This is a genomic window from Spongiactinospora sp. 9N601, from assembly GCF_044326295.1.
Taxonomy (GTDB): Bacteria; Actinomycetota; Actinomycetes; order Streptosporangiales; family Streptosporangiaceae; genus Spongiactinospora; species Spongiactinospora gelatinilytica.
Genome location: NZ_JBIRBB010000023.1, coordinates 97,729 through 113,620, shown reverse-complemented (window position 1 = coordinate 113,620; position 15,892 = coordinate 97,729). Strand labels below are relative to the sequence as shown.

At 71.8% G+C, this 15,892-nt stretch carries 17 protein-coding genes and 1 riboswitch; of the genes, 5 read left to right on the top strand and 12 right to left on the bottom strand.

The genetic code is table 11. The features are described 5' to 3' along the window. Positions 1-472: 472 nt before the first annotated feature. The 3 genes from ACH34R_RS38905 to ACH34R_RS38895 form a co-directional block, all read right to left on the bottom strand. Complete coding sequence (locus tag ACH34R_RS38905) at positions 473-1,912, bottom strand: hypothetical protein (protein ID WP_397566604.1); 1,440 nt, start codon at positions 1,910-1,912, stop codon at positions 473-475. A gap of 370 nt (positions 1,913-2,282) precedes the next feature. Next, positions 2,283-2,990, bottom strand: a complete 708-nt coding sequence (locus ACH34R_RS38900) for a glycosyltransferase family 2 protein (protein ID WP_397566603.1) — start codon at positions 2,988-2,990, stop codon at positions 2,283-2,285. Positions 2,991-3,019: 29 nt separating this feature from the next. Further along, positions 3,020-3,364: an STAS domain-containing protein gene (locus ACH34R_RS38895; RefSeq protein WP_199564885.1), complete on the bottom strand. Its 345-nt coding sequence runs from the start codon at positions 3,362-3,364 to the stop codon at positions 3,020-3,022. 237 nt (positions 3,365-3,601) lie between these two features. Between ACH34R_RS38895 and ACH34R_RS38890 the strand changes: the two genes are divergently transcribed. After that, positions 3,602-4,147: a hypothetical protein gene (locus tag ACH34R_RS38890; protein WP_397566602.1), complete on the top strand. Its 546-nt coding sequence runs from the start codon at positions 3,602-3,604 to the stop codon at positions 4,145-4,147. 153 nt (positions 4,148-4,300) lie between these two features. Here ACH34R_RS38890 and ACH34R_RS38885 read toward each other — a convergent pair whose 3' ends face one another. Beyond that, positions 4,301-5,425, bottom strand: a complete 1,125-nt coding sequence (locus ACH34R_RS38885; RefSeq protein WP_397566601.1) for a sensor histidine kinase — start codon at positions 5,423-5,425, stop codon at positions 4,301-4,303. After that, positions 5,422-6,126 (bottom strand): response regulator transcription factor, encoded by a 705-nt coding sequence (locus tag ACH34R_RS38880; RefSeq protein WP_397566600.1) that lies wholly within the window; start codon positions 6,124-6,126, stop codon positions 5,422-5,424. The genes ACH34R_RS38885 and ACH34R_RS38880 overlap by 4 nt, the downstream gene beginning before the upstream one ends. 93 nt (positions 6,127-6,219) lie before the next feature. On the opposite strand from ACH34R_RS38880, the gene ACH34R_RS38875 reads away from it, so the two are divergent. Both ACH34R_RS38875 and ACH34R_RS38870 read left to right on the top strand, forming a co-directional pair. Then, positions 6,220-6,384, top strand: a complete 165-nt coding sequence (locus ACH34R_RS38875) for a hypothetical protein (RefSeq protein ID WP_158578413.1) — start codon at positions 6,220-6,222, stop codon at positions 6,382-6,384. Positions 6,385-6,391: 7 nt separating this feature from the next. Further along, positions 6,392-7,078 carry a YidC/Oxa1 family membrane protein insertase gene (locus ACH34R_RS38870; RefSeq protein WP_397566599.1) on the top strand — a complete coding sequence of 229 codons (687 nt, stop codon included), beginning with the start codon at positions 6,392-6,394 and terminating at the stop codon, positions 7,076-7,078. Here ACH34R_RS38870 and ACH34R_RS38865 read toward each other — a convergent pair. Both ACH34R_RS38865 and ACH34R_RS38860 read right to left on the bottom strand, forming a co-directional pair. Beyond that, complete coding sequence (locus ACH34R_RS38865; RefSeq protein ID WP_397566598.1) at positions 7,054-7,551, bottom strand: ATP-binding protein; 498 nt, start codon at positions 7,549-7,551, stop codon at positions 7,054-7,056. The genes ACH34R_RS38870 and ACH34R_RS38865 overlap by 25 nt on opposite strands. A 130-nt stretch (positions 7,552-7,681) precedes the next feature. After that, positions 7,682-9,562 carry a PAS domain S-box protein gene (locus ACH34R_RS38860; RefSeq protein ID WP_397566597.1) on the bottom strand — a complete coding sequence of 627 codons (1,881 nt, stop codon included), beginning with the start codon at positions 9,560-9,562 and terminating at the stop codon, positions 7,682-7,684. 185 nt (positions 9,563-9,747) lie between these two features. On the opposite strand from ACH34R_RS38860, the gene ACH34R_RS38855 reads away from it, so the two are divergent. Further along, positions 9,748-10,302: a methylated-DNA--[protein]-cysteine S-methyltransferase gene (locus tag ACH34R_RS38855; protein WP_397566596.1), complete on the top strand. Its 555-nt coding sequence runs from the start codon at positions 9,748-9,750 to the stop codon at positions 10,300-10,302. Here ACH34R_RS38855 and ACH34R_RS38850 read toward each other — a convergent pair. The 4 genes from ACH34R_RS38850 to ACH34R_RS38835 all read right to left on the bottom strand — a co-directional run bounded on the left by ACH34R_RS38850 (position 10,299) and on the right by ACH34R_RS38835 (position 13,749). Then, the gene (locus tag ACH34R_RS38850; RefSeq protein WP_397566595.1) at positions 10,299-11,660 is read right to left on the bottom strand and encodes a purine-cytosine permease family protein; all 1,362 of its coding nucleotides are present in this window, start codon (positions 11,658-11,660) and stop codon (positions 10,299-10,301) included. The genes ACH34R_RS38855 and ACH34R_RS38850 overlap by 4 nt on opposite strands. Continuing rightward, positions 11,651-11,765: riboswitch (TPP riboswitch) on the bottom strand. (Overlaps the previous gene by 10 nt.) A gap of 50 nt (positions 11,766-11,815) precedes the next feature. Further along, complete coding sequence (locus ACH34R_RS38845) at positions 11,816-12,466, bottom strand: class I SAM-dependent methyltransferase (RefSeq protein ID WP_397566653.1); 651 nt, start codon at positions 12,464-12,466, stop codon at positions 11,816-11,818. 62 nt (positions 12,467-12,528) lie between these two features. Continuing rightward, complete coding sequence (locus tag ACH34R_RS38840; protein WP_397566594.1) at positions 12,529-12,852, bottom strand: rhodanese-like domain-containing protein; 324 nt, start codon at positions 12,850-12,852, stop codon at positions 12,529-12,531. An 18-nt stretch (positions 12,853-12,870) separates the two neighbouring features. Beyond that, positions 12,871-13,749, bottom strand: coding sequence for an Fpg/Nei family DNA glycosylase (locus ACH34R_RS38835; protein WP_397566593.1), 879 nt, complete (start codon positions 13,747-13,749; stop codon positions 12,871-12,873). A gap of 100 nt (positions 13,750-13,849) precedes the next feature. On the opposite strand from ACH34R_RS38835, the gene ACH34R_RS38830 reads away from it, so the two are divergent. Further along, positions 13,850-14,530: a GPP34 family phosphoprotein gene (locus ACH34R_RS38830; protein ID WP_397566592.1), complete on the top strand. Its 681-nt coding sequence runs from the start codon at positions 13,850-13,852 to the stop codon at positions 14,528-14,530. A 19-nt stretch (positions 14,531-14,549) separates the two neighbouring features. Here ACH34R_RS38830 and ACH34R_RS38825 read toward each other — a convergent pair whose 3' ends face one another. Further along, positions 14,550-15,620, bottom strand: a complete 1,071-nt coding sequence (locus tag ACH34R_RS38825) for a serine hydrolase domain-containing protein (RefSeq protein ID WP_397566591.1) — start codon at positions 15,618-15,620, stop codon at positions 14,550-14,552. Between the last annotated feature and the right edge of the window lie 272 nt (positions 15,621-15,892).

Here is a 15,892-nt window from a genome sequence, read left to right as displayed (position 1 = left end):
TGGGGGGCCGACTTCGGCGGGGTGCCCGCGTTCGTGATCGGCGTCGCGGTGTTCCTGACGCTGCTGTCCGGCCGCAAGCTGTCGGTGTCGCGCCTGGTGGTCGTCGGGGTGGCGGCGGCGGCGCTGCTCACGCTGTTCGCGTTCCTGGACTGGCGGCGGCCCGCCGACCGGCGCACCCACCTGGGGGCGTTCTTCCAGCAGGTGCTGGACGGCGAGGCGTGGCCGGTGCTCGGCCGCAAGCTGAGCGCGATGATCGGCACCCTGGGCAACGTGCCGCTGACGATCCTGTCGGTGGCCGCGCTGGCGTTCCTGTTCTTCGTCCTGGCCAGGCCGTCGAACTGGGGGGCCTCCGCGCTGGAACTCCTCTACCGGCGCGCGCCGAGCCTGCGCCCGGCGTTGTTCGGGATGCTGAGCTGCGCGCTCGCCGGGTTCCTGGTCAACGACTCCGGCGTGGCCATCCCGGCGATGGCGCTCACGTTCGCGGTGCCGCTGACACTGGCGGCGGCGGTACGGGCGCTGCAACTCGCCGGGCCCGCCACGCCCACACCGCCAGAGCCGCGGTCACGGCCAGCAGAATCCACGGCGCCGCCTGCTTCCTGACCACTTCGAGCAGCCATTCGGCCAGCTCGGGAGGCTGGTCCACCACCCGCGCGGGCAGGTACGCCAGCGACAGCGCCGCCAGCCGGGCCACCAGGAAACCGTCCAGCGCCCCGGCCGCCGGGATGATCGCGACCAGCGCGAACGCCAGCCCGTCGTACCACGGCAGCGCGTACGGCGCGGCGAACAGGTAGGCCACCACCACGGCCGCCGCCACCTGCGCGGCCGACACCTCCCCCGGCATGGCCCGCAGCAGCAGCGCGGCCAGGGCCGCGATCATCGCCAGCGAGGCGAGCTGGATCCAGATCGTGTAGCCGCCGGGGCCGAGCAGCCACTGCAACGCGCCCTGGAACAACTGCCACGGCGTGGCGTGCGACAGGGACCGGCTGGCCCGCGCGACCTGGTCCAGCGAGTACGGCCCGGCCAGCGTGTAGGTCCCGGCCACGGTCGCGGTCGCCACGGCGGCGACCACCGCCAGTTTCACGGGGGCGCGGCGCAGCGCCCAGGCGGGGCCGAGCGCGACCAGGCCCGCGTTGATCTTCACCGCCATCGCCAGGCCGATCAGCGCGCCGGTGCCCGCGCGGCGGCCGGCCGTACCGACCCCGGTGGCCAGCGCCGCGACGACGGCGAGCGCGGCGAAGGTGTCCACGTGCATCCCGGCGGCCAGGTGGTAGATGACCAGCGGGTTGGCCGCCCACAGCAGCGCGGCCCGCGCGTCGCCGCGGGTCAGCCGGTGGATCAGCAGCGCGGTCAGGATGAACGCGGCGGCGTTGGCGACCTCCAGCGCGAACACCGTCAGCCGCACGGACCCGCCGCCCGCCAGGCCCGCCAGCAGGTGGATCGCCGAGGCCACCGGACCGTAGACGCTCGGGGTGTTCTTCCACTCCTCGGGCCACCCGGCGACCTGCGGCAACTCGGCGGGGGTGGTCGTGTAGGGGTCGTGGCCGAGGGCGGCGATCCGGCCGTAGGCGGCGTAGTTGAGGTGGTCGGAGGAGCCCGAGGGGGGCAGCAGCGCGAGCACCCCGGCGGCGACGCACCCGGCCAGGGTGAGCCATCGGCCGAGCGCCGGCTGTGCCCACCGGCCCTGCCGTACCGCCCGCAGCGCCGCGCCCAGGCCGACGGCACCGAGCACGAGCGCCACCGCGGCCATCGCGATCACGAACGTCCCCGCGGGGCGCAGCCCCAGCGAGTACGGCGGCTGCCACGCGGGCCCGTCCAGCCCCGGGACCATCGCGGACGGCCCCAGCACCCCGATCACCACGATGAGCAGCACGCTCGCACCCATCAACGCCAGCGGCGACCTCACGAATGTCACTGGGGAATTCCAGCACAGATACCACCGCCGCCGCGAAGCCACTCAGTCCGAGGAGACCGGCAACGCCCCACGGACCAGGAATGTCCTGCACGAGATTCCAGGACAGACACCGCCAACACCGCGAAGCGCTCAGCACGAGGGCACTGGCAACGCCCCACGGGCCGGGAATGTCGCGGGGAGATTCCCGGACAGATACCGCCGATGCCGCGAAGCGCTCAGCCCCGAGGAGACCGGCAACGCCCAAGGACCAGGAATGTCACAGAGGAGACTCCAGCACCGAAACGGCCGATGCCGCGAAACCGCTCAGCACGACAAGGCCGGCAGTCCCCTGCGGGGCAGGAGCGTCGCGGGGACGGATATGGCGAAGTGCTCAGCGTGAAGGGAGGGGCAGTGCTCTGCGGGCCAGGAGGGCGCGGGTGACGTCGCGGAACTGGCGGGCGCGGTGGAGCTGGGCGTGCCAGTCGCCCCCGGTGGCCCGGTGGGCCATGTCCACCTCGACCTCGCGCACCCGGTAGCCGCGGCGCAGCAGGTCGATGGTGAGCCCGGTCTCGACGCCGAAGCCGTGCGCGAGCGGGCGGGCCGCCTCGAACGCGGCCCTGGTGAGGCAGCGCTGGCCGTTCAGCGGCTGGGCGGCGGTCCAGCCGGTGGCCTTCTTGATGCCGTCGCGGGACAGGCCGACCACCAGGCCATGACCGCCGAGCTTGACCCGAGTGGTGAAGACGGCGATGGTCATGTCGGCCTCACCGGCCCGCACCGGCTCGGTGAGCGGCGCGGCGGCACCGGCCGTCTCGCCCAGGTCGGCGTCCAAGAACAGCAGGTACCTGGCCTGCCCGGCCTCTTCGGGGTCGAGCAGGCGGACGGCCTCGGCGCCGGTCTCCATGGCGGCGGCCTTGCCGCGGTTGCGGCTGTGCCGGACCACGCGGGCCCCGGCCGCCCTGGCCACCCGGCCGGTGGTGTCGGCCGAGCCGTCGTCGACCACCACCACCAGGTCGACGCCCGGCAGTGCGCGGGCCGCCGTCACGGTGGCGCCGATCCGGTCGGCCTCGTCCTTGGCCGGAATGATCACCGCTGTGTCCATGGTGACCGATGCTAGCCGCGGGCGAGCGGTCAGGACTCGGAGATCGGCATCTCCCTCGGCACCGAATCGTGCACGGTGAAGACCGAGTCGAGCCCGGTGACCTGGAGGATCTTGCGTACCGCCGGGCGGGGTGCGGCGACCTCCAGCGCCCCGCCGTGCTCCTTGAGCCGTTTCAGCGCGGACAGCAGCACGTTCATGCCCGTCGAGTCGCAGAAGTCGACGCCGGACATGTCGATGACCACCCGCGAGGGCCCGCCTTCGAGCAGCTTGGTGAACTCCGCCTGGAGGCGGGGCGCGGTATACAGATCGATTTCACCGGCGACGGCCATCACGGCGTGACCGGCATGTGATCGAGTCGAGACCTTTAGCTCCACAGCGGGCACACTAGCGCCGCGAAGGCTCCGGGTCACGCTCTCCGGCAGATCCGGCCTGCCGGGGAGTCGTCCGGCCTTTGTCCCCGATTCACGCCCCACGGAAACTCTGGGTGCGCAAAGATTGACGCAGAGCGACATCGGCTTGGCCGGCAGCAGGAGTCTACGGGGCTTCGCGTCCTGTCGTGCCTTCGCAACTGAAGGGCAGGCGTCGGGCGGTGTTTCGGCCGTCAACAAAAGATGAAAACAGATCAACCGGAAGATCCACAATGTCTCCGGCTCAAGGAGTCGCTTCAGGCGACCCTTGAGCGCACCGAGAAGGCCACCTCGTGGCGCGAACGCGCCATGCCATCGTGCCCGCCACCCGGCCAGGAGGGGGCGGCGACGATCAGCACCCCGCTCTCCGCGCACGACCTGGTCTTCCTTGAGGTCGCCCGCGAGGAGGTGCGCTGTTTCGCCGGGCTCGTCATGCGTCTGCTCGACCTGCACCGGCCGCGCGACGCGGGCGGCATCACCAGCGACGCCGCCAACCCGATCATGCGCTGCCGCAGTTGCATGTGGCGCTGGCCGTGCCCGACCTTCCGCGCGGTCGCCGAAACCCTCGACGCCCCCTGGTGGAACCGCCGCGCCCGGCCCATCGATCAGGGCCCGCCGGAAGACCACGGCAAAGAGCACGCCAAAGAGCACGCCAAAGGCCACACCGAAGGCCATGCCGAAGACCACGCTGAAGGCTGCGGCGAACACCGCGGCCCCGGCGGTGTGCTCTCGGCCCGCAAGCCCGCCTGAGCGTTATCCACAGATAACTTGTGGATAACAAGACGGCGGAAATTAGGGGACTTTGTCCCATTACTGCTGGTTTATAAGCCCAACCGCCCCGTGACCGGGATGGCAACTCCGCGCAGCCCACAGGGTTATCCACAATGCCTCTGTGGATAACTTTCAAGGGGTCCAGAGCGGGATCTCGATGTCGAAGCGGCAGCCGGGTCCGTCGTTGGCGACGGTGATGACCCCGTCGTGAGCCTCCACGATGCCGCGGGCGATGGCCAGGCCGAGCCCGGCCCCGCCGCCGTCCGGGGTAGGGGTGCGGGCCGTCTCGCCGCGGAAGGCGATGTCGAAGACGCGGGGCAGGTCGCCCGGGGGGATGCCGCCGCAGGCGTCGGCGACCGACAGACGGGCGCGCTCGCCCCGCGCGGCGGCACTGACGCGCACCTCACCGCCCGGGGGCGTGTGCCTGATCGCGTTGGCGACCAGGTTGCGCAGCGCGCGGCCGAGGGCGTTCGGGTCGGCGCGTACGGCGATCGGCGGGCCGGGGTCGGCGCTCAGGCGTACACCCTGGACACGGGCCGGCGGCTCGGCCCCCGCGAGGGCGTCGGCGACCAGGTCGCGCAGGTCGATCCGGGAGGGGGCGAGGCGCAGCGCGCCGGCGTGGATGCGGGACAGCTCGAACAGGTCGTCCACCATCGCCGACAGCCGATCGACCTCCAGGCCGATCTGCCTGTGGTAGCGGCCGATCGTCTCAGGGTCGCCCGCCACGCCGTCCTCCAGGGCCTCGGCCATGGCCCGGATGCCGGCGAGCGGGGTGCGCAGGTCGTGGCTCACCCAGGCGACGAGTTCGCGGCGGGCCGACTCCAGGGAGCGCTCGCGTTCGCGGGCGGCGCGCAGCCGGGCGTACGCCTCGTCCAGGGCGCCGGCGATCGTGTCCAGCTCGGCGGGCAGTCCCTCGGGCGGGGCGAAGCCGCCGCCGTCGGCCGACACCTCGCGAACCGCGCCGACCAGCCGCCGGCTGGCCAGCACCACCCGTCTGGCCATCACCAGCGCCACCCCGACCCCCACGATCCCGCCCACCGCGACCACGGTCAGCACGACGTCGCGCGAGTCGCCCTGGAGCAGCATCCGCAGCGTGACCGCCAGCACGCCGCCGAGCGTGGCCACCACCGTGATCACCGCGACCACGGCGAACATCACGCCGATGGACCGGCCGCGCAGCAGCCGCAGCACGGCCACGCCCGCCCCGGCGAGCAGCAGCGCGAACCCGGCCGCCGCGGCGAGGGTCTGCCAGATCACCCGCCGTCCAGTGGTTCGTACCGGTAGCCGACGCCCCACACGGTGACGATGCGGCGCGGGGCGGCCGGGTCGGGCTCGATCTTCTCGCGCAGCCGCCGTACATGGACGGTGACGGTGGAGGAGTCGCCGAACGACCAGCCCCACACCTGGTCCAGCAGCGCCGCGCGGCCGAACGCCTGCCTGGGGTTGCGCATCAGGTAGACGAGCAGGTCGAACTCGCGGGCGGTGAGCGTGACCGGGCGGCCGGCCAGCCGTACCTCGTGGGCGCCCACATCGACCCGCAGGTCGCCGTCGGCCAGCACGCCGGTGCCGGCCGGGACGGTGGCCCCGCGCGCCCTGCGCAGCACCGAGCGCACCCGAAGGGCCAGCTCACGGGGGCTGAACGGCTTGGTCACGTAGTCGTCGGCGCCGGTCTCCAGGCCGACCACGCGGTCCATCTCGTCGCCGAGCGCGGTCAGCATGATCACCGGGATGGGCCGGCGCTCGCGCAGCTTCCTGCACACCGTCAGGCCGTCCATCTTGGGCAGCATCAGGTCGAGCACCAGCAGGTCGGGCGGGTCGGCGACGGCCCGGCGCAGCGCCTCCGCGCCGTCGCCCACGCAGTCCACCGTGTGGCCGTCGCGCTCCAGGTACTTCGCCACCACCTCGGCGACGGTGGGATCGTCCTCCACCACGAGGATGCGGGCCGCTGCGCCGTTCATGCCTCAACGGTACGGTGATCGCCACCTGATCGTTACCCGATGCGGCCGGTAACCGCGTCGCGGGGCGCCTGGCCGCGACGTACCGTGGAGCGCATGGGTCGAATCGTGCTGAGCATTCTTGGCGTGCTGCTCGCAATCTATGTGGTTTTCGGGCTGGTCGTCCCGATGGTCGCGGGTCTGCTGAAGCTGCTGCTGGTCGTCGGTGTGATCGCGGTCGTCGTGGTCGGGGTCGTCATGATCCTCGGCAAGTCCCGGTGATCTGAGCGTGTTCGACGGGTTGATCGCGTTGACGTCCGGCCTGCTGGCCGGGCTCACCGACTTCGTCGCCCCGATCGCGGGGCCCAATGCGGCGGCGCTGGCGATCGTGCTGTTCACGCTGGCCGTACGGCTGGCGCTGGTGCCGCTCACGCTGCGCGCGGCCCGTGGTGAGCGGATCAGGCAACGGCTGACCCCGCAGGTGAACAAACTGCGCACCCGGTTCAAGAGCCGCCCGGAGCGGATGGCGAAGGAGATCCGGGAGCTGTACGCCAAGGAGGGCGGTTCGCCCTTCTCCGGAGTGCTGCCGTCGCTGGCCCAGGCGCCGTTCTTCATGCTGCTGTTCCAGACCGCCTCCGCGCCCAGCACGCACACGTTGTTCGGGGCTCCGCTGGGGGCGCAGGTGGCGTCGGTGATCGGCGCGTACGGGCCGTTCGGCGTGCCGGTCCTGGTGTTCGCGGCGGTGATCGGGCTGATCGCCGGGGTGGCGTACATCTCCTCGCGGCGGGCGCGGCTGACGGCCGTGGCGGTGGAGGGGCAGCCGGAGATCATGCGCAAGATCGTGCCGCTGCTGCCGTACGGCACCGTGCTCGCGGCACTGGTGCTGCCGCTCGCGGTGGCGCTCTACCTGCTCGCCAGCACGGCCTGGACGGCCGCGGAGCGGGCGCTCTTCTACCCCAAGCCCGTCGCGGCCTGACGGCCTTTTCGCACGGGTGGGCTACTCTGGAGGGCGGGCACGTCGCTGCTTGCGCGGTCGCCGTTCATCGACTGCGGGCAGGCGACGACCGCCCACACCGTGGTCACCTCGCCTTCGTACCTGACCCCCCAGCGCTCGGCGAGGAACTCGACGATGCCCAGCCCGCGCCCGCCGAGGGAGGACAGCGCGGGAACCGCGGCCCGCGGCTCCGTGGTCGCGCCGCCGTCACTCACCGCGACCTCGACATGGCCGTCCACCCGGTGCCAGGCGACCTCCACCTGACCGGACGGCAGCGGGTGCGCGTGCCGCAGCGCGTTGCTCAGCAACTCGCTGACCACCAGCACGGCATCGTCGACGGCGGTGCCGTAGACCCCCCATTCACGCAGGTCGGAATAGATGCGCTGACGAGCGACGGCGACGCTGGACAGCGCATAGGGCAGCAGCACGGCGCTCGACGAACTCACCTCCCCCATTCCCTGATGTCCCCCCCGGGGAGCACACCCCAGTACGACCGAAATGCCCCGTTAGACCGCCCGAGAAACCGAACGGCGATTACAGCTTGTGCTCATTGGAGGATAGACCGGGCCATCGCTTACCCGCTCGTTACCCCTCCCGTATGTCTGTGCTGGTAGTGGCACACGGCAGGAACAAGCGCATCCGGGTGCCGCCGCCCGGGCGCGGATGGGCGCTCACATCGCCGTCCTGGGCGCGCGCCAGCTTGCGCACGATGTAGAGCCCGAGACCCACGCCACCGAACCTGCGCCGGTCGCCGGTGTCGATCTGGACGAACCGCTCGAAGATCCGCTCGCGGTCCGCGGCGGCGATGCCGACCCCCTCATCGTCCACCACCACGACCACGCCGTCCTGCCCGCCGGACGCCTCCCGCCACGCCTCGACCCGGATCAGCCCGCCGTCCGGGGAGTACTTGAAGGCGTTCTCCAGCAGTTGCGACAGCACGATGTCGGTGGCCGCCGGGTCGCCGAGCACCGGCGGCAGCCCACCGGGCACCTCCACCACCATCTTGTGCTTGGCCGACAGCTCCGGCAGCCCCAGCGTCGCCCGGCGCACCACCGCCGCCAGGTCGAACGGCTCGGCCCGCACGGCCAGCTCCTCGGCCCCGGCCCGCGCGCCGAGCAGCAGGTGGTCCATGAGCTGCGCCAGCGAACGCGACCGCTCGGCGATCGTGCGCACGGCCGCCCGCCGCTCGGTGTCGCTCATCTTGTCCCAGCGGGCGTCGAGCGTGCCGGCGAACCCGCGCACCACGGTGATCGGCGTGCGCAACTCGTGGCTGGTGGTGGCCAGGAAGAGATCCTTGGCCTCCTCCAGCTCCTTGGCGCTGGTGACGTCGCGGAAATCGACCACGGTCTCGCCGGTCTCGGGGATGGCCGCGCTGACCACGTCCAGCCACACGCCGCTCGGGAGCTGGAAGGTGTCCTTCTCACCGGGCGCGGGCAGCGGGAAGGGCGGCGGCCCGCCGAGCACGTCGTCGGCGTGGTGCCCGGTCAGCTCGCCCGCCGCCGGGTTCCACTGGATGACCACGCCGCCCCGGTCGAGCACCGCGATGCCGTCGGCGCTGGCGTCGAACACCGCCCGCTCGTGCGCGCGCTGGCGGAGTACGTCCTGGTAGGCCATCGCGTTGCCGACCGCGATCCCGGCGTGCCCGGCCAGCAGCTCCAGCAGTTCCAGCTCCACGTGCCCGGCCTTGCGCTTGGCGAACAGCGCGTACAGCGCCCCGTACGGCCGGCCGCCGACGGCCGCGATGCCGAGCGCGATCGAGTGCAGCCCCGGCAGCTCCGCCCAGATCAGGTCGCCGACCTCCTGGGTCTCCAGCAGCACGGTCTTGCCGGTGCGCAGCAGCTTGCCGACCAGGCTGGTACGCAGGTCGGCGGTGGCCCCGCGCAGCGAGGGCGGCAGCTTGTGCGCGCTGACCAGCCGCAGCCGCTCGCCCTCGATGAGCACGAACCCCCCGGCGTCGGCCCCGGTCAGCTCGGTCAGGCTGGCCGCGATGCGGTCGAGCACGGCGGGCAGCTCCAGCTCGGCGTTGATGTCGCCGACGACGTCGGTGAGCCGGCGGACCAGCCGTTCGCGCTGCTCACCGCGGTGCCGGGCGGTCTGGTCGTCGCGTACCGAGTGGTGTACGCACACATAGCCCACCATCGCCGCCGAGTCGTGGCGCAACGCGCTGATGTCCACCCGGACGTCGATCATCCGGCCGTCCTTGTGCAGCCGCTTGGTGCGCAGCGAGACGACGTCGCCGGTGCGGACGCGTTCGAGCACCGCGTTGTGCTCGGCGCTCAGCTCGGGCGGCACGATCGGCGCGCGCCTGCCCAGCAGTTCGTCCGCCGTCCAGCCGAACAGCCGCTCGGCGGCGCTGTTCCACTGCACCACGGTCTGGTCGCGGTCCAGGGCGACGATGGCATTGGGCGAGCTGGCCAGCACCGCCCGCGCGATGCCGTCATCACTCTCGACCTTCTCGTCACCCACAATCCCATAGTGCCCGTTTCCGTAGCCCGATCTTGGCCTTTTCGTCCGGTCCGCCGTGTGAGGTGCGGGTGTCGCCGCGTCCGTTGTGCCGATCCGTCCGATACGCTGCGCTCAGCGGTGTCTAGTGCGTCTTCTGTTCGGCGGCCGGCTCACGGCCGACGGCGGGCGCGAGAGGGTGAGGGCCAGTGTCCGGCGACCTCGACGCCCTGCTGCGCGTCACCTCGCCCGGCTACCGCGGCCACGGGCCGCCCGACATCGCGTTCGGCACGACCGAGAGCCCGGCCGGCACGCTGGTGATCGCGGTCACCGCGCGCGGGGTGGCGGTGTGCAGCTACGACGACGAGCACGCCGTGTACGAGCGGGTCAGCCGGGCGATCGGCACGTTCATCGGCCCCGACCCACGCCGGCTCGACCCGGTCCGGCGCGAGCTGGACGCCTACTTCTCCGGCCGGCTGCGCACCTTCACCGCGAAGGTGGACCTCCAGCTCGCCACGTCGTTCGCGCGCAGCGTGCTGTCCCTGGTGAGCGGCGTACCGTACGGCACGACCACGACCTACCGCGCGATGGCCGAGCGGATCGGCCGGCCGCGGGCGCTGCGCGCGGTGGGCAACGCGCTGACGGCCAATCCGGTCTGCGTGATCTCGCCCTGCCACCGGGTGGTGGACGACGACGGCCCCGGCGCGTACGCGGGCGGGACCGCCGCCAAGGAACTGCTGCTCAACCTGGAGGCCCGCCCCTAACCGGCCGGGCGCAGCCTGCGGTCCAGCGGGGCCACCACGAGCGTGACCACGGCCGCGACCAGGAACGCCGCGAGCGCGGCGCTCATCCACGGCTGCGGCGCGAAGCCGAGCGCGGCGCGCGCCGACCTCCACAGCGACCGCCACCACGGCACCTCGGGCAGCGCCGCCACCAGCCACCACGTCACGAACCCGAGCACCCACGGCAGGAGCATCAGCCACCGGGAGGGGGCCCGTTCGCGGGTGTCCCAGCGGGCCATCCCGCGCAGCACAAAGTAGTCCACCGTGAGGACCGCGAACATCGGCACGAACACCGCGCCGATCAGCGCCAGGAACGCGGTGTAGGCGGTGACGTCGGCGACCAGCGCCAATGCGCTGATCACCACGCCGACCGTCACGGAGATGATCCGGCGATCGACCCTCGGCATCAGGTTCTGGAGCGACATGGTGGTCGAGTAGGTGTTGGCGAACGACTGGTCGGTCTCGCGCAGCACCAGAATCCCGAAGAACAGCGCGCCCAGCGGGGCCGCCACGAACGCCCCCCACACCTTGGTGTCGTCATTGCCGACCAGCGCCAGCGCGATGACGCCGAGGCCCAGGCAGGCCACCTGGGCGATCGAGTAGCCGACGAACACCCCGCCGAACGCGGCCCGGGGCGAACGCGAGTGCCTGGTGAAGTCGGCGGCCATCGGCACCCATGACACCGACAGCGCGATCACGTAGTCCACGGCGGGCACGAACCCCGCCCACGACCCGCCGCCCAGCGACGGCCCCTGCCGGATCAGCGCCACCGTCAGCCAGATCATCGCCACCACCACCCCGGCGGTGACGAACCGGCGCAGCAGCCGGATCGAGCCGAGCGGCCAGATGGTCAGCGCGACCGTGATCACCCCGCCGAGCAGGACCCAGACGGGGTACGGCACCGCCGTACCGAAGATCGCCTGAGCGCCGTTCGCGATCACCCACAGCTCGAACGCCCCCCAGCCGATCATCTGGACGGTGTTGAGCAGCGACGGCACGTACGAAAGCCGCGCGCCGAACAGCCCGCGCAGCAACACCATGGAGGGCCGCCCGGTCTGCGCCCCGGGCACCGCCGCGAGCCCCACCATCGCGGTGCCGATCAGGCTCCCCACCACAGTGGCCAGGATCGCGGCGGCGAAGGTCAGCGTCACCCCGGAACCGGTCGGATCGAGCAGGGTCAGGGCCCCGGAGAAACCGAGCAGGCTGACGCCCAAATTGGCCCAGAACGCGCTCTGGTCGAGCATGCCGAGGGTCTTGGGCGGGGCCTGATCGAGGGTGAGGGGCGCCTCGTTGGAATCGGACGGAGGATTGATGTGCGGATCAATGACGTCAGACGCCATCACACGCTCCCTACGCCGGCATTACCCGGACAGGTTCATGCGGTCGGCAGCGGCGATTACTGCCCTCTCAGCCCGGTTCGGCCCCGAGCTCCCGCGAGGTCTGAATTGCGCCCTCATCATGCCGTACCGGTCGCGTCTTGACCACAAGGGGTGGTTCACTCCACGGAGCCGGGCTCCCGGCGCATCAGCAGGCGGCCGTGGCGGAACCGCTCCCCCTCGTGCGGCTCGCGCAGTATCCGGCCGATCTCGGCGAAGCCGGCGGCGCGGGCCAGCGCGGCCAGTTCGTCGATCGGCCACCGGTACGCCTGCGTCACCTTGTGGTCGAACGGCGTCACCGGGTCTCCTTCGGACTCGAAGAAGCCGAGCAGCAGATGGCCGCCCGGGGCCAGGACGCGGCCGAACTCCCCGAAGTACACGGGCAGCTCCCGCGGGGGCGTGTGGATGACGGAGTACCAGGACACGATCCCGCGCAGTCCGCCGTCGGCCAGGTCGAGCGCGTCCATCGAGCCGACCTCGAAGCGCAGGTCGGGAAACGCCTCGCGGGCAAGGTCGATCATCACCGGCGACAGGTCGAGACCGAAGATGTCCAGGCCCAGCTTCCGCAGGTACGCCGTCGTGTGCCCAGGGCCGCATCCCAGCTCGGCGACCGGACCGCCCCCGGCAGTCCGTACGACCTCGGCGAACACGCCCAGCGCCGCGCGGTCCAGCGGCTGGTCGTCGAGCGCGTTGCGGAAGAGGTCGGCGTAGAGGGCGGCGATGGAGTCGTAGGCGTCCGCCGTGACGGTGAGGTGGGAGGGGTCTTGGATCACGACGGGCCACCCTAACCGATTCGCCGCAAGGCTCCATGAAAGGCGTGAAGAGCCCGCTTTCAGGCGACGAAAGGGTCCTGGCCGCTCTCGCTGGACATCGCACGCCCGGCCGCCGCCCAGGACTGCATGCCGCCGCCCACGTTGACCGCCTGCCGGCCGATGTGGTTGAGCCAGGCCGTGGCCTGGGCCGAGCGCCCGCCGACCCGGCACACCACATAAACGGTGGCCTCCGCCGGAACCTCCTCGACCCGTCCTTGCAGCTCACCCAGCGGGATGTGGGTGGCCGTCGGCGCGTGCCCCGCGCGCCATTCGTCGTGTTCGCGGACGTCGAGCAGGTAGGCGTCGTCGGGCACCGCGTTCGCGTCGATCTCGGGAACGTTCATGACCTCAATTGTCCCAGGTCACTTCAGCAACCGGGACAACCTCCGGTCGGCCAGCGGCTTGCCGCCGGTCTGGCAGGTCGGGCAGTACTGGAGGCTGGAATCGGCGAACGAGACCTCACGGACGGTGTCCCCACAGACTTCGCACTTCTGCCCGGTCCGCCCATGCACCCGCAAGCCGGACTTCTTCTCCGTCTTCAGGTCCTTGGCGGCCAGCCCGCGCGAGCGGGCCACCGCGTCGCGCAAGGTCGTGATGATCGCCTCGTACAGGTCGGCGACCTGCGCGTCGGTGAGCGATGAGGCGATCTTGAACGGCGACATCCTGGCGACGTGCAGCACCTCGTCGGAGTAGGCGTTGCCGATCCCGGCGATCACCTTCTGGTCCCGCAGCAGGCCCTTGATCTGCATCCGGCTCCCGCCCACGATGCCCTTGAGCGTGTCGGCCGTGAACGAAGGAGAGAGCGGATCGGGCCCCAGCGCCGCGACGCCCGGCACGCTCGCCGGGTCTTCTGTGACGTAGACGGCGAGCCGTTTCTGGGTGCCCGCCTCGGTCAGCTCGAAGCCGGGGGCGCGGCCGTCGTCGTCGGGCGTCAGCCGTACCCGTACGGCCAGTGGCCCCTTGCCCGGCCGTACCGGCCTGGCCCCGGTGAGGTCGTCGCGCCAGCGCAGCCACCCGGCCCTGGCCAGGTGGAAGATGAGGTGCAGCCCGTCGCAGTCGAGGTCGAGGAACTTGCCGTACCGCCCCGCACCGGTCACGATCAGCCCGCCGAGGGCGGTGACCGGCGGATCGACCGTCTTCAACGCCTGGAAGGCCACCACGTCGACACCAGCGATCGCGCGGCCCACGGCGTGCTCGCGAAGGAATTCCGCGAGCGATTCCACTTCGGGCAGCTCCGGCATGCCACCACAGTACGTCAGGGACTTTGTGCCCCGGCGTCCCATTCCCCGGGAAACCTCCAGACGCCCTGTCGCCCGGGAAAAGTCGGCGTACGCTCGAAGGATGCCCGTCACCATCGCCGAAGAGCTCGTCCTGCTCGCCCACCGGGAATCGGACGGCAGGCCACTGATCGGCTCCACCGAACTCGACGCCGGGATCGCCGGCACGCTACTCGCCGAACTCGCCCTCGCCGACCGCATCGACCTGGGCGACAAGACCATCACCGCCCGCCGTCCGGCCCTTCCCGGCGACTCCGACGCGGACCTGGAGCTGGACCCGGAGCTGGACACCGTGCTCGCCCAGATCGCCGCGCACTCCCGGCCGCGCAAGCCCGAGTGGTGGGTGCGCAAACTGCACTCCGCCGAGCGGCGCAAGCGGCTGCTGCGCCGGCTGACCGTGCGCGGGGCACTGCGCGAGGAGCGGGTGAAGGTATTGGGGCTGTTCCCGGTCACCCGCTACCCCGAGCGCGACCCGGGGCCGGAGGCGGCGGTGCGTGATCGGGTGTGGAGCGTGCTGACCGGGGCCGACCCGGATGAGCGGACGGCGGTGCTGATCGGCGTGCTGCGCGCGTGCCGCCTGGACCGCAAGGTCTTCCCCGGCGCGGACCGCAAGCGGGTCAAGGAGATCGCCGAGGGCGACTGGGCGAGTACGGCCGTGGCCCGCACGATCGCCTCCATCAACGCCGCCGTGATCGCGGGGGCCGTCGCCGCGTCCACCGCCGCCACCGTGGCGGGCGCGAGCTGACGATCATCTGCCGCGACGATCACCTGCCGCACAGGGCGGCGTCGAAGGCGGCGAAGATGTGCCGGTCGTCCTTCGGGTTGCCGGTGACGTAGACGGTCGCGGCCCGGCCCGCGCGGTCGCGTCCGCTGAGCACCCGCACACCTGGCAGGCCGCCGTCGTGCATCAGCGCGGGGCCGCAGCTCAGCGGGTAGGTGTAGAGGCCGAGCCCGTACTCGCTGCCCGCCGGCTCGGTGGCAGGCACCCGGCCCGCGAGCATGGTGTTCAGCGTCGAGCGCGGGATGGCCTGCCAGAAGCGGTTCAGGTCGGCGGGCGTCGCGACCAGCCCGCCCCCGGCCCCGAAGGCGTGGCCGGGCAGTCGGGTCACGTCGGCCTCACCGGCGTCCGGATCGACCGGGTTCACGCCGTAGGTGTGGGCGTGTTCGCCGCGGATGTCCAGCTCGCCGGGCTTGGGCCAGTAGGTACCGCGCAGGCCGCGCAGTACGCCCTCACGGGTGACCTCGCGGAAGTCCTTACCGGTGATCTTCTCGATGATCATGCCGGCGACCAGGTAGTTCGTGTTGGAGTAGGACCACTTCCGGCCCGGCTCGCCGACGGGGTCGCGGGCCATGGCGAGCTTGAGGTGGTCCGCCGGGGTGGCGGGCCTGGTCCAGTCCACCAGGTCGAAGTACTCCGGCAGGCCGCTGGTGTGCCGCAGCAACTGGGCGACGGTGATCGCCCGGCCGTCCAGCGCGCCGGGCAGGTAGTGCTCGGCCCGCCGGTCCAGGTCGATCTTGCCTTCGGCGGCGAGCCGCATCACCTGCGCCCCGATCACCGCCTTGGTGACGCTGGCCGCGCGGAAGTGCGCGTCCGCGCCGACCATCGGCCGGCCGGTGCCGCGCTCGGCGGTGCCGGAGGTCCAACTGGTGCTGCGGCCGTTCCGCTCGCGTACCGAGACCACCGCGCCGGCCAGGCCGTCCTGCGTGGTCAGCCGGTCGATCTGGCGCTGGACGGCGTCCTTGCCACCCTGGTGGGCGACCGCGGCGGCGGCCGGGGCGGCGAGCGCCGCGGTGAGAACGGTCGCGGCTGCGGCAGCGGCGAGAATCCTGCGCATGTGGTGCGCCTCCTTCGGTGCGGACTGACGCAATGATTCTTCGGCCTCGCCCCCTGCGAGATCAGTCATGCGCTCCGGCTTGTTGGTGGTGGGGCATACCCCCTATGCGTCCTGCGGCTGGGCCGCATGGGAACGGCACGGCGAGCGACTTCGCAAGGACATCGACCGCATCTATCCGGGCCTTCTCGGCGTGATATGCGCAATTCTTTCCAGCGGCCCCTCGCATCCCGATCGCCTTTCCCCGATTATGGACGAATGACAGAGTCCCCCTC

Bases quoted from the DNA above. Each gene is read 5' to 3' on its own strand.
- ACH34R_RS38900 (WP_397566603.1), bottom strand. From the start codon at position 2,990: ATGGACACAGCGGTGATCATTCCGGCCAAGGACGAGGCCGACCGGATC.
- ACH34R_RS38890 (WP_397566602.1), top strand. From the start codon at position 3,602: ATGAAAACAGATCAACCGGAAGATCCACAATGTCTCCGGCTCAAGGAG.
- ACH34R_RS38880 (WP_397566600.1), bottom strand. From the start codon at position 6,126: ATGAACGGCGCAGCGGCCCGCATCCTCGTGGTGGAGGACGATCCCACC.
- ACH34R_RS38875 (WP_158578413.1), top strand. From the start codon at position 6,220: ATGGGTCGAATCGTGCTGAGCATTCTTGGCGTGCTGCTCGCAATCTAT.
- ACH34R_RS38865 (WP_397566598.1), bottom strand. From the start codon at position 7,551: ATGGGGGAGGTGAGTTCGTCGAGCGCCGTGCTGCTGCCCTATGCGCTG.
- ACH34R_RS38850 (WP_397566595.1), bottom strand. From the start codon at position 11,660: ATGGCGTCTGACGTCATTGATCCGCACATCAATCCTCCGTCCGATTCC.
- ACH34R_RS38840 (WP_397566594.1), bottom strand. From the start codon at position 12,852: ATGAACGTTCCCGAGATCGACGCGAACGCGGTGCCCGACGACGCCTAC.
- ACH34R_RS38835 (WP_397566593.1), bottom strand. From the start codon at position 13,749: ATGCCGGAGCTGCCCGAAGTGGAATCGCTCGCGGAATTCCTTCGCGAG.
- ACH34R_RS38830 (WP_397566592.1), top strand. From the start codon at position 13,850: ATGCCCGTCACCATCGCCGAAGAGCTCGTCCTGCTCGCCCACCGGGAA.
- ACH34R_RS38825 (WP_397566591.1), bottom strand. From the start codon at position 15,620: ATGCGCAGGATTCTCGCCGCTGCCGCAGCCGCGACCGTTCTCACCGCG.